Here is an 11761-nt window from a genome sequence, read left to right on the forward strand (position 1 = left end):
GTTAGAAGCTGAACGACCCGGTATCGACGCCCCCGCCACCACCGCCACCGTCGGTCGGCACTTCGGCCACGGTGACGGTTTTGGTGCTCGACGAACTCGCCACACCGCTGCGCCCGGAGAAGGCCGCGCCGATGCTGTAGGACCCTGGGGCGCCCGGTGTCCAGACGATGCTCGCCTTGCCGTTCGCGCCGACCGGGATGTCGCCCAGTACGTTGTCGCCCGCCTTGAACTGGACCGTGCCGCCCGCGGCCGCCGGGGTCACGCTGGCCTCCAGTGTGACGGCCTTGCCGACCTGCGCGCCCGACACATCGGTGATGGTGGTGCTGGACACGGCGTCACCCGAGACCGTGATGGCCGGTCCCTTGCCCTGATAAGTGCCGTCGCCGAGTGAGCCGCCATAGTGCATCGACGTCGGCAGCGGGGTATCGCGGGCGCAGTTCACACCGACCTTGTACTGAATCTCGAAGGTCTGCGATTTCGGCGAAATATTCGGGTACACCGGGTATTTGGTGGCGCCGAACTCAGCACGGATCCAGTCCGAGGACGACGTGTCGATCGACACGACATCACCCGACATCTTCGCCGAGCCCGCGACCGGGGTCAGGCACGCCGGGTGCAGGTCCTTGATCGAGTAGATGTATTCCACCGGAATGCCGGTGCGCTCGAACTTCGTCGTCACGGTCACCGTGTCGCCGACGACCGGGTTGGTGTTCGACACCGTCCTGGTGAAACGACTGCTGCCGTCATCCCAGGTGATTGCCCCCGGAGCGGCCACGGCCGATCCGGGAAACGCCGCCATCGCCAGCCCCGCCGCGGCCGCGAACGTGGCCACACGCTGCACTCTTCTGTCCACCATCATCTATCTCCAAGTACGCCGGACGCCCTCGACGTCGTCGAGGCGCTGATTCGCCCGAGTGGCGAGCAGTAGATCACGCCCTCGTTCCCGGCGGATCCAAATCCGAAATAGATCTCGTTCAGATTTCGAATTCGACTCGCGTCGGCTCGCGTTCACAACCCCGACACGGTCCGCCGGTACCGTCATGCCCATGAAGCCACCGGCGATCGGTTACCTGCGCCGCGACATCTCAGGTGTCGCTCAGTCCTGGGACGAAACGCAGATCCGTTCCCTAGCCGAGCGCCTCGGTTACCGCTTCACCAAGACCGTCGTCTTCAGTGACCGCACCGACGACCCGATCGGCCGCCTGCTCGACGTGGTCACCACCACCGAAACCGCCGCGATCGTCACCCCCAGCCTCACCCACCTCGGCACCGACCTGCCCCACCGCATCGTCGCCGCGTGCGACATCATCACGGTCTCCCCGGAAATCACCCACGCGAGAACCCTCCCCGCGCTTCCCGCTTAGGTCACGCTGGTCGCCACACGAATGTCGTTATGCCGCCGCCCTGTTGGACGGTAATCCGTTCACCCGACTCGATCGGGGTGGAGTTCCAGGGCGCCTGCGGTGAGGCCGGTAGCGATGAGGTCGGCGGCTCGGCGGGCGGCGGTGGCAGTGGTGTGGGCGGCTACTCGCAGGTGGTGGAGGCGGCGGAAGGCTTCGCCGTAGATCTTTTGCTCGGGGAGCGCGAGCAGGGGAATGCGGAGGCGGGCGGGGTCCAGCCGGATGGTGGTCGTGCCGTACATGGCGGCGGCGTTGTCGGGGCTGCCGATGAATCCGGCGAAGAACCAGGGGTCTATGCGGGTGGGGTCGGTGCGAAAGACGAGGACACCGGGGGCGGGGACGGCACCGATGTCGGCGCCTTCGGCGACGCGGGTGCCCTGGGCGGCGCCGTGGTCGTCGCGCAGGCGGGCGACCAGGACATCGCCCTCCTCGATCGGGTCACCGACGGGCGCACCGGGGGCGGTGAGCCCGGAGGGGGCTCGGCTGTCGAGAAGGTCGTGGCCGGTGAGGACCGGGCGTTGAGTGGCGCCGTCGGCGACGGCGTCGGACGTGGCGCTGACGATACGCACGGCTTTGCCCGCGATCAGGTTGCCGACCGCCACATACCGCCACACAGTGCCCGGTGCTGAATCCCATTCGCGGACAGCATCAGCGGTGGAATGCAGTCGCGTGAGGTCCTCACCGAGCTGACCGATGGCGGCGCGGGCCGAAGCCGAGGCGCTGTCGGGGTCGACGGCGGCGCGCACCTGCCGGGCAGGCGTGAGATCGACGTCGTCGTCGAGGACGTCCATGACCCGGACCACGGCGGTCACATCGGGGACGGTCGCGTCGTCACCCTTGTCGAAGGCATGCCACGCGTTGACGACTGTTTCGGCGAGGACCTGCCAATCCGGTTGGTCTCCACCATGATCGGGTAAGCGGGTCGTGTCGGCGAACAACAATGTGTCTGTCGGATTCCCCTTGCCGGGACGCCGGAGTACCCATAGTTGCAGCCCTACCTGTCGCGGAGTCGACGCGCCGGGCGGCAGGGCGATCACGGCACGTAATGCGCCCGCCCGCAACAGTTCCATTCTGATCCGGCGACCCGAAGACCTCGCCGCGACAGCAGGCGGGAGCAGCAGAACAGCGGTGCCGCCGGGGTGTAGATGGGCGATGGCGTGCTGCACCCAGGCGAGTTCGGATTCGCTGCGCGGGGGGACCGAGTACACCCAGCGCGGATCCAGCGCAAGTTCGTCGGCGCTCCAATCACGTTGTGAATAGGGCGGATTCGATAGCACCGCGTCGAATTCGACATCGGTGAACGCATCGGCGAGCAAGGCATCACCCGTGCGGATATCCGCTTCGGCCCGGGGAGCCAGGGTGCTGAGCAGCGCGGCGGTGCGGCTCGCCTGCACAGGCAGTATGTCCTGACCCGCCAGCCGGTCGGCGCCGATCCGGGCGGCCTCGAGCAACAGGGTGCCGCCTCCACAGGCCGGGTCGAGCACCGAGTGCGGACCGGGCGACGCGGACGCGGCGAGTACATCGGCCATCAAGGCGGCGACAGGTTGATCTGTCGGGTAGATGCCGGTACTCGGACCGTCGAGGCCACGTTCGGCCAGCACGGCGAGTGTCTGCTGCACGCCGACTTCGCCGATCGCGGCACGCACCGCCTCGTGCGCGGCATCCTTCGCACCACTCGTGGGGTCTGCCACGAACGCCATCAGCCCCGCGATATCCCCGGGTGCGACCTCGGAGCGCAGCACGGTACGCAGGCGCTGCACCGGCGAATCCGCCGCGGTGACCCCATGTCCGCGCAACCACTGCTGCACCTCGGCGAGGTCGAACAGCGGGCGCGATTCGGAGCCCCCCGGCACCGGCGCGGGGAAGTCGGCGTGCCGGCGGCGCCAATTGCTCACGGTCGCGCGGGTGACGCCGGCCAGCCGGGAGATCTCGGCGGCGGCGACGGTGGGCGTCGAGTCTGACAAGAGGTCTCCTATGGTCAAGGTCGAACCTTACACATCATCGTTGACATAAACCCACGTCAGCGTGCGTGGTTTCGATGTCCACAGTGAATACATCGCTTCCCTGTTGCGAATACCCTCCTCCCGGAGTGCGGCCGTTGCGGTCTCGTGCGGGAAAATGGGGCGGTGACCACCGAGAACGAGCGTCCTGGACCGCCGGCGATGAGCCCGAGCATTGTGGTGATCACGATGTCACGGCGGGTGGAGGCGGCGTTGGGGGTGGAGTTGGGGGAGCTGGATTTGACGGTGGCTCGGCTGGGGTTGCTCGGGCATATCAATGGGGTGCCGGGGGCCTCGTTCAGTGAGTTGGCGCGGATGTCGGGGACGAGTGTGCAGAGTGTGCATGCCGCGGTGAAAGGCCTTGTCGGGGCGGGGTTGGTGCAGGATCGGACGGCGCGGGCGGGGTCGGCGTCGGCGATCGAATTGACCGAGGCGGGGGCGGAGTTGCTCGCGGAGGCGCGAAAGGCAGTGGCGCGAGTGGACACTCAGCTGTTCGGGGCGGAGGCGGATCCGATTCTGCGACGGGTCGGCACGGCGATCGTCGACGCGTTCGCCGGAGAATTCCCACCTCGTCCACAAGCGTGACGAATCCAACCTTCAATATGACTGAAGCTCGAGCTAGGCTTCAATCACATTGAAGGTCGGAGGGAGTCGGTAGTTGGAACACGTCTTGTTGTCCGTGCATGTGCTCGCGGGCATCGTCTTCGTCGGCGGCTCAGCGGTCGCCACCAGTCTTTTTCCCCGGTACGCGCCGGTCGCCGGTGGGCCCGATCCAGAGTCGGTGCGCAGCAGGCCGGTCGCGGTCGCCATGCACCGGATCACCGGGAACTACGCGAAACTCGCGATCATCGTGCCGGTGATCGGCATCGTGCTGGCCACGATCCAGGGCCGGATGAACGAAATCTGGATCACCACGGCGATGGTGACCACCGCCGTGGCGGGTGGGCTGCTCGCCGTACAGATCGTGCCGCTGCAGCGCGAGGCCCTCGACGAGCCCGACGACGGCAAGCGCCTGCGCGTGCTGTCGATGCTCGCGGGAATCTACAACCTGCTGTGGACGGCCGTGGTCGTGCTCATGATCGTCCGTCCCGGATCCGCCACGTGAGCACTTACAGAAGGTCGAGCACCGCCGCGACCAGTGGGCCGGCCGAGGCGGGGTTCTGACCGGTGTGCAGATTGCGGTCGGCTTGGTGGAATTTCGACGTCAGTGCTTGGCGCCGATGGTGTGGAGAATTTCGTGGATGATCGGGTCGGTGAGCCGGTTGGTGACCGATCGGCCTTCGCGGCTCGAGGTGACGCAGCCCTCGTGGCGCAGCACGCGCAGAGCCTGGGAGATCGCGTTCTCGTTGCGGCCGACCGCGGCGGCCAGTTCGCCGACGCTGATGCCGGGTGAGCGGTGCAGGCACAGCAGGATTTCCAGGCGCCCTGGATCTGACAGCAGGTCGAAGCGTTGCGCCCATTCCCGGATCTCGACATCGCCGATCGCGCGACGGCCGAGTTCGACCGGCGACCCGTGCAGTGTGCGTGGCTCTCCCATGGCGGTGCCCAGCTTAATCGCCGAGTGGACAGCACGGCACCGTCCGCGACTATTATCTGTTCATCTGTACAGATAAACACGAGTTGGGATGATGGATGCGCACTCGGCCGCTGTTCGCTCTGGGGGCCACGCTGGCGGTCGTGCTGACATCGTGCGGCGCTCCCGACAGCGGGTCCACCGACTCGCTCGTGCTCGCCGATGCCTATGAACTGGGCGGATACAACCCCGTCGCCGGTTATGGCGCGGCAGGCGAGGCCAAGGTCTATGACGGATTGCTGCGGCTGACCGGCGGCACCGGCGTACCCGGCTTCGCCCCGGCCCTGGCAACGGAACTGCCGAGGCCCGACGCCGACGCGACCGTGTGGACGGCACCGCTGCGCACCGGGGTGCGGTTCAGTGACGGGTCGGCGTTCGATGCCGCCGATGTGGTGGCGACCTATCGGGCGATTCTGGATCCGGCATCGGCCTCGGAGGTGCGGTCGTCGTTTTCGATGATCGAGCGAGTCGATGCTGTCGATCCGCTGACGGTGCGTTTCACCTTGCGTCATCCCTATGCCGCGTTCCCGACCAAACTGCTGATCGGGATCGTTCCGTCGGAAGCCGTCGCGACGCCAGGACCCGCGACCGAATCGCCGCTCAATACCGCGCCGATCGGCACCGGCCCCTATCGGCTCACCGCACTCGAGCCGACTCGGGCGATCTTCGAGGCGAACGAAAGCTATTGGGGTGGTGCACCTTCAGTGAAGAAGCTGACGGTGCTCTACGTGCCCGACGACAACACCCGCGCGCAGCGGATGGCCGCGGGCGAACTCGACGGCACGTCGCTGCCGCCCTTGCTGGCCGCCACCTTCGAGCAGCGAATGCCGGTGCAGGCCAACCTATCCGCCGACTGGCGCGGTGTGTCTATGCCCGAGAGTGATCCCGTCGCCGGGGACTCCGCTATCCGGCTGGCACTGAACCACGCGGTGGACCGCCGGGCGATGATCGACAATATTCTCGGTGGCTACGGCCGCCCGGCCTACACACCTTTCGCCGACGTCTACGGTGAATCCCACAATCCAGCAGTCTCTTTCGCCTTCGATCGAGCCCGCGCCGAGCAGATCCTCGATGCCGCGGGATGGCGGGTCGGCGCCGAGGGTGTGCGCGCGAAAGATGGTGTGCGCGCGCGATTCACCGTGATGTACAACTCGACCGACACGGTACGCCGCGATCTCGCACTGGCTTTCGCCTCCGATGCTCGACGGGTCGGTATCGAGGTCGATCTCGAAGCGCTCTCCTGGGATCGGATCGAGCCGCGCATCGCGCACGCCGGAATTCTGCTCGGCGGCGGTAGCGAGCCCTACGATCCCGACACCCAGGCCTACAACACCCTGCACTCGCCACTGCTCGACCCGAGCGCGAGCAGCCCGTACGACAATGCGAGCAGGCACGCCGATCCCGCGATCGACGCTCAGCTCGAAACCGCCAGGCGCAGTATCGATCCCACCGTGCGCGCCGCCGCGTATCGGGAGGTGCAGAGCCGGTATGCCCAGGATCCGAGCCACGTGTTCCTGGTGCATCTCGATCACACCTACGTGGTGAAGGATTCCTCCTGGAAGATGTCGGGGCCGATACTCGAGCCACACGCGCACGGTGTCACCTGGGGACCGTGGTGGTCGCTGCAGACGTGGACCCGTTGATGGCGCGCAGCCGCTTTCGCGGGCGCGGCCTGCGGGCGATGGTCGGGTGGCGCCTGCTGACGTTGATCCCGGTGCTCGCCGCCGTGTCGGCCGCTCTTTTCGCCGCGGCGGCGGTGTCGCCGTTCGATCCGCTGGTCGGGTATCTCGGCGCGCGCTATGAGACGACGAGCGCATCGGATCGGCTCCTGCTCACGAATCAACTCGGGCTCGACGCATCGTGGTACCAGCTGTACGGACGCTGGATCGGTGATCTGTTCAGCGGCGATCTCGGTATTTCGCGCGGGTTCGCGCAGCCGGTGAGCACCCTGCTCGCCCAACGGATTCCGTGGACGGTGCTGCTGGTCGTCGTCGCGATGAGCGTGGCGATCGTCGTCGCGCTCGGTGCGGGCGTCTGGGCGGGTATGCATCGTGGTGGGTTGATCGACCGGCTGGTCACCGCGTCGTGCGTGGCGATGCAGGGGCTACCGCCGTTCGTGGTCTCGCTCGCCGCGATCGCCCTGTTCGCGGTCGGACTCGGCTGGTTACCGCCCGCGGGGCTCACCGATGCCGGGGCCGAGGTCGGATTCGGGCAGGTGGTGCGACATCTCGTGCTGCCCGCCGCCGCGTTGGCGGTCTCGCAGGTGCCGTGGTTACTGCTGGCCGTGCGGGAATCGGTGTCGGGCAATCGCGGTGAGGATTTCGTGGTCGGGGCGGCCACGCGCGGCATCGATACCGCGACCATCACGCGCAGACATATCCTGCCGTCGTCGCTGGCCCCGTTCGTGACGATCCTCGGCGCGCGACTACCGGAGGTCGTGGTCGGGGCGGTGCTGGTGGAGGAGATCTTCTCGTGGCCGGGGATCGCGGGCGCGTTCGTCGGGTCGGCGAAAGATCTGGACATGGCGCTGCTGGCCGTTCTCACTGTCGGCACGACCTGCGCGGTGATGCTCGGGTCGCTGCTCGCCGATGTCGCGGTGGTGCTGCTCGATCCGCGGGTGCGCGCCGATGGGTGAGCGGTGGCGGATTCTCACGCAGCGTGGAGCACCTGAGCAGCGGCGGGATCTACCTGGCGGTGGTGTCTCGTCCGTCGGCAAACGCGGGGCCGCCGAGCGACGGCTGTATCTCGCGCTATCGGTGCTGGTCGCGGTGGTGCTGTACGCGGTGATCGTGCCGTGGGTCGGCGGGGTCGACGATCGGCTGACCGATTTCGCGAGTGCGCGGCAGGCGCCGTCGGGGCAGTGGTGGTTCGGGACCGACTCGGCGGGGCGGTCGCTGTTCGTGCGGATCGCGGCGGCACTGCGGACCTCGCTGATCGTCGCCGCGTGCGCGGCGGCAGTGTCGACGGTGATCGGGGTGCTGGTCGGTGCCGTGTCCGCGCTGGCCGGCGGGTGGGTGGATCGGGTGGTCATGCGCTTCGCCGATACCGCGAACGCGCTGCCGCACCTGCTGCTCGGGATCGTGATCGTGGCACTGTTCCGGGGGAACGCGGTGGCGGTGGTGTTGTCGATCGGGCTCACACACTGGGTACAGGTGGCGCGGATCGTGCGCGCGGAGAGTTTGAGTCTGCGCGAGCGCGAGTACGTGTCGGCGGCGGTGCTCGCGGGCGCGAGCCGTACTCACCTGCTGATCCGGCATCTGCTGCCCGCGGTCGCTCCGCAGGCGCTGATCGCGGTGGTTCTGCTTCTGCCCCACGCGATTTGGCACGAGTCGACGTTGTCGTTCCTCGGGTTCGGGTTGCCGCCACACGAACCGAGCCTGGGCACCCTGCTGGAGGAGGCGCGCACTTCGCTACTGCTGGGTGGGTGGTGGACGCTGGTGTTCCCAGCGGGATTGCTGGTGCTGACGACAGTGGCGGTCGCTGTCGCGGGATCATCACTGCGCGGGCTCCTGGCACCGCCGAAACCTTCGAGGATGCCGCGATGAAACGACAGCGTCGAACACCCCGAACGAGGCGCGCTTTCCGGTCCGCGCTCCCGCGTCAGGCAGCACGAAACTCACTATTGCCGGGATTCGGCTCCGGCCTCCGGTGTCGTGCCGCGACGGCCGAGGAGGCCGTGTGACCAGCGCGAGGCATCAGGGCACCCGCCTGTCCATCGACGCGCTGACCGTGCGAATTCCGGTGCGCCGTGGCGATGTGGTGCATGCGGTGACCGACTTGTCCCTCGACATCACGGCAGGCGCGGTCACCGCGCTCGTCGGCGAATCCGGTTGCGGGAAGTCGATTGTCGCGAGTGCGGTAATGGGCGTGCTGCCTAGCGAAGCCGTCACCACCGGGTCCGTTCGTCTACAACTCGGTGCTGCGGGCCTGGCTCACACAACGGCCGAACCCATCGAGATCCTCGCCGACCACCCGCCGTATCGCGGCCGCCACATCGCCCTGGTCCCGCAGTCGCCGAGTACCTACTTCACCCCGGTGCGGACCGTCGGATCCCAGCTCAGGGAAGCGATCACCGCGCTCGGCACCGCACACACCCCCGCCGACCTCGTCGAGCGCGCCGGCCTGTCCGTCGCCGCGCTCGAGCTGTATCCGCACGAACTCTCGGGCGGCATGGCCCAACGGGCAGCCGTGGCGGCGGCATTGGCAGGCGACCCCGAGGTGATCATCGCCGACGAACCCACTTCCGGGCTCGATCGCGCACGCACCGACCAGATCGGAAAACTGCTGCGCGAGTGTGCCGATGGTGGTGCCGCGGTCCTGCTGATCACGCACGATCTCGGGCATCTGATCCGCGCCGGCATCGCCGACACGGTCGCCGTCATGTACGCGTCACGCCTGATGGAAGTCGGCCCCGGCGCGCACGTGCTCGACGATCCGTGGCACGACTACACACGCGACCTGCTCGCCGCCCTGCCCGAACGGGGCCTGCACCCGCTCCCCCATCCCCCGCGAACGCTGACGAACCTGTCCGAGATCTGCCCCTACGCGGGCGGCCCGACGCAGTTGATTCCACAGCGGCAGCGCATGATTCGCCGGCCGAGGTCCTGATGCTGATCGCCGATTCCATCACCGCGGGCTACGGCTCCAAACCCGTCATCGGCGGGGTCGACCTGCGGGTTGCCCCGGGAGAGATCGTCGGGATCACCGGCGACTCGGGCTCCGGGAAAACCACACTCGCCCGGACGATGGCGGGGCTGCTGAGGCCCACCTCCGGCACGGTCACCGTCGACGGACAGACACCCCGGCAAGCCCGCGGCACCATCGCCATGGTCTTCCAATCCCCCCGTGCCGCAACGAATCCCCACTTCACCGTCGCGCAGATCATCGCCGAACCCGCCCGCATCCGCCGTACGCCGGTCCCCGATCTCGCGGCGCTGGCCACCACCGTCGGCCTCACCCCCGACCTACTCGACCGCCGCCCGCACGCCCTCAGCGACGGCCAACTCCAACGCGCCTGCCTGGCCCGAGCCCTGGCCCAGAACCCCCGCTATCTCATCCTCGACGAAGCCACCGCCATGCTCGACGCCGCCACCACCGCCACCATCATCCGCCTGGTCATCGACCGAGCCACCCACAGCCTCGGCGTCCTGCTGATCAGCCACGACGAGCCCCTGCTCGACGCCGCCTGCACCCGCGTCGCGACGATGCACGAGGGCACACTGACCACGCGGCGAGCATCTCCGCAATAACCGCACGAATACCTCAGGCTGCGCACAGGAACCCGTTTTAGCGTGGGCCCCTGTGACATTCACGCACGGGAATCCAGTCAGCAATTGCCGCAGCCTGAGCGGTTGGGCCCGCACCGCACCGAGCGTCGCCGAAGTGCTGCGCACGCCGGACGTCGCGGTGATCGCCGAACGGGTGCGGACCGCGGGGCCGCGCGGGGTGATCGCGCGCGGGCTCGGGCGTAGCTATGGCGATCCGGCGCAGAACGCGGGCGGATTGGTCGTCGATATGACCGCGCTGGACCGTATCCACAGCATCGATCCCGACAGCGGGATCGTCGAGGTCGACGCGGGCGTCAGCCTGGACACGCTCATGCGCGCCGCGCTGCCGTTCGGGCTGTGGATTCCGGTGCTGCCGGGAACCCGGCAGGTGACGGTCGGTGGGGCGATCGGCGCGGATATCCATGGGAAGAACCATCATTCGCAGGGCAGCTTCGGCAATCACGTGGTGTCGATGGACCTGCTCACCGCCGACGGATCGGTGCGCGCCTTGACACCGGAAGGGGCCGACGCGGAACTGTTCTGGGCGACGGTAGGCGGCATGGGGCTCACCGGCATCATCGTCAGCGCGCGAGTCCGGTTGACGCACACCGAGACCGCGTATTTCATCGTCGACAACGACCGCACCCGCGATCTCGACGAAACGATGGAATTGCTGACCGGTGGTTCCGATGACGGGTACGACTACTCGATGGCGGTACCGGACACCATTTCCACCGGGGCGAAACTCGGGCGGGCCGGGTTCAGCCGCGGGTCGCTGGCCACCGTCGATCAGTTGCCGGTGCGGCTGCGCAGCAAACCCTTGAATTTCGATGCGCCGCAATTGTTCACGGTGCCCGATATCTTTCCGAACGGGATGGTCAATTCGGTCACCACCCGGGTTGCCGCCGAGGCCGCCCATCGCCTTTTTCCTCGCCGGGCGCGCGGACGTATCCAGAATCTGACGCAGTTCTATCACCCACTCGATCTGCTCGGCGAATGGAATCGGGCATATGGCAAGCGGGGGTTCCTGCAGTATCAGTTCTCGATGCCGTTCGGGGCCGAGCAGCAGCTGGCCGACACGGTGCGCGCCATCGCCGAGTCGGGGCACCACTCGTTCCTCAATGTGTTCAAGCGAATGGGGACGAGCAACCCGGCGCCGCTGTCGTGGCCGCATCCCGGATACATGCTGAGCTTGGACTTCGCACTGACCAGCGGGCTCGACCGGTTCTGCGTCGACCTCGACGAACGGGTGCGGGCGGCGGGCGGGCGCTTGTATCTCGCGAAGGAGTCACGGACCACGCCCGAGATGATCGCGACGATGTACCCGCGGCTCGACGAATGGCGCCGAGTCAGGGATCGAATCGACCCGGAGCGGGTGTTCGCCTCCGACCTCTCACGGCGATTGCGGCTGGTCGCCGGACTCCGATATTGATGTGCTTCAGATCACGAGGGGTGTATTTCGAGCGAAAGTTCCTAACAGCTAATCGAATTCATCGAGAATGACGCACGTCACTGTCCGTT

General features: G+C 67.5%; 12 protein-coding genes. 9 read left to right on the forward strand and 3 right to left on the reverse strand.

The genetic code is table 11. The features are described 5' to 3' along the window. Position 1 precedes the first annotated feature (1 nt). The gene (locus tag ACFWO8_RS00490) at positions 2-832 is read right to left on the reverse strand and encodes an Ig-like domain-containing protein (RefSeq protein ID WP_378940330.1); all 831 of its coding nucleotides are present in this window, start codon (positions 830-832) and stop codon (positions 2-4) included. Positions 833-1046: 214 nt separating this feature from the next. Here ACFWO8_RS00490 and ACFWO8_RS00495 point away from each other — a divergent pair, with 214 nt between their 5' ends. Then, positions 1047-1364 (forward strand): hypothetical protein, encoded by a 318-nt coding sequence (locus ACFWO8_RS00495; protein ID WP_378940332.1) that lies wholly within the window; start codon positions 1047-1049, stop codon positions 1362-1364. Positions 1365-1423: 59 nt separating this feature from the next. Here ACFWO8_RS00495 and ACFWO8_RS00500 read toward each other — a convergent pair whose 3' ends face one another. Beyond that, positions 1424-3364 (reverse strand): N-6 DNA methylase, encoded by a 1941-nt coding sequence (locus ACFWO8_RS00500; RefSeq protein ID WP_378940334.1) that lies wholly within the window; start codon positions 3362-3364, stop codon positions 1424-1426. Between the two features lie 162 nt (positions 3365-3526). On the opposite strand from ACFWO8_RS00500, the gene ACFWO8_RS00505 reads away from it, so the two are divergent. Together ACFWO8_RS00505 and ACFWO8_RS00510 are read left to right on the forward strand one after the other, a co-directional pair. Continuing rightward, the gene (locus ACFWO8_RS00505) at positions 3527-3985 is read left to right on the forward strand and encodes a MarR family winged helix-turn-helix transcriptional regulator (RefSeq protein WP_378940337.1); all 459 of its coding nucleotides are present in this window, start codon (positions 3527-3529) and stop codon (positions 3983-3985) included. Between the two features lie 73 nt (positions 3986-4058). Next, positions 4059-4505 carry a hypothetical protein gene (locus ACFWO8_RS00510; protein WP_378940339.1) on the forward strand — a complete coding sequence of 149 codons (447 nt, stop codon included), beginning with the start codon at positions 4059-4061 and terminating at the stop codon, positions 4503-4505. A 99-nt stretch (positions 4506-4604) separates the two neighbouring features. Here ACFWO8_RS00510 and ACFWO8_RS00515 read toward each other — a convergent pair whose 3' ends face one another. Next, positions 4605-4937 carry an ArsR/SmtB family transcription factor gene (locus ACFWO8_RS00515; protein WP_378632642.1) on the reverse strand — a complete coding sequence of 111 codons (333 nt, stop codon included), beginning with the start codon at positions 4935-4937 and terminating at the stop codon, positions 4605-4607. A gap of 95 nt (positions 4938-5032) precedes the next feature. Between ACFWO8_RS00515 and ACFWO8_RS00520 the strand changes: the two genes are divergently transcribed. From ACFWO8_RS00520 to ACFWO8_RS00545, 6 genes are all read left to right on the forward strand, one after another. After that, a complete protein-coding gene (locus ACFWO8_RS00520) occupies positions 5033-6616 on the forward strand; it encodes an ABC transporter substrate-binding protein (RefSeq protein ID WP_378940341.1) in 1584 nt (527 codons plus the stop codon). Continuing rightward, positions 6616-7608, forward strand: coding sequence for an ABC transporter permease (locus ACFWO8_RS00525; protein WP_378942970.1), 993 nt, complete (start codon positions 6616-6618; stop codon positions 7606-7608). Before ACFWO8_RS00520 ends, ACFWO8_RS00525 begins: the two co-directional genes overlap by 1 nt. Further along, a complete protein-coding gene (locus tag ACFWO8_RS00530) occupies positions 7601-8518 on the forward strand; it encodes an ABC transporter permease (RefSeq protein WP_378940343.1) in 918 nt (305 codons plus the stop codon). Before ACFWO8_RS00525 ends, ACFWO8_RS00530 begins: the two co-directional genes overlap by 8 nt. Positions 8519-8651: 133 nt before the next feature. After that, positions 8652-9581, forward strand: a complete 930-nt coding sequence (locus tag ACFWO8_RS00535) for an ATP-binding cassette domain-containing protein (RefSeq protein ID WP_378940345.1) — start codon at positions 8652-8654, stop codon at positions 9579-9581. Continuing rightward, positions 9581-10222: an ABC transporter ATP-binding protein gene (locus ACFWO8_RS00540; protein WP_378940347.1), complete on the forward strand. Its 642-nt coding sequence runs from the start codon at positions 9581-9583 to the stop codon at positions 10220-10222. Before ACFWO8_RS00535 ends, ACFWO8_RS00540 begins: the two co-directional genes overlap by 1 nt. Before the next feature lie 52 nt (positions 10223-10274). Next, complete coding sequence (locus ACFWO8_RS00545) at positions 10275-11672, forward strand: FAD-binding protein (RefSeq protein ID WP_378940349.1); 1398 nt, start codon at positions 10275-10277, stop codon at positions 11670-11672. Positions 11673-11761: the final 89 nt, after the last annotated feature.

It is taken from the genome of Nocardia sp. NPDC058480 (genome assembly GCF_042720495.1).
GTDB lineage: Bacteria > Actinomycetota > Actinomycetes > Mycobacteriales > Mycobacteriaceae > Nocardia.

What these genes read in the sequence shown, in the direction of transcription:
- ACFWO8_RS00495 (WP_378940332.1), top strand. Translation starts at nt 1,047, where the DNA reads ATGAAGCCACCGGCGATCGGTTACCTGCGCCGCGACATCTCAGGTGTC.
- ACFWO8_RS00515 (WP_378632642.1), bottom strand. Translation starts at nt 4,937, where the DNA reads ATGGGAGAGCCACGCACACTGCACGGGTCGCCGGTCGAACTCGGCCGT.
- ACFWO8_RS00520 (WP_378940341.1), top strand. Translation starts at nt 5,033, where the DNA reads ATGCGCACTCGGCCGCTGTTCGCTCTGGGGGCCACGCTGGCGGTCGTG.
- ACFWO8_RS00525 (WP_378942970.1), top strand. Translation starts at nt 6,616, where the DNA reads ATGGCGCGCAGCCGCTTTCGCGGGCGCGGCCTGCGGGCGATGGTCGGG.
- ACFWO8_RS00530 (WP_378940343.1), top strand. Translation starts at nt 7,601, where the DNA reads ATGGGTGAGCGGTGGCGGATTCTCACGCAGCGTGGAGCACCTGAGCAG.
- ACFWO8_RS00540 (WP_378940347.1), top strand. Translation starts at nt 9,581, where the DNA reads ATGCTGATCGCCGATTCCATCACCGCGGGCTACGGCTCCAAACCCGTC.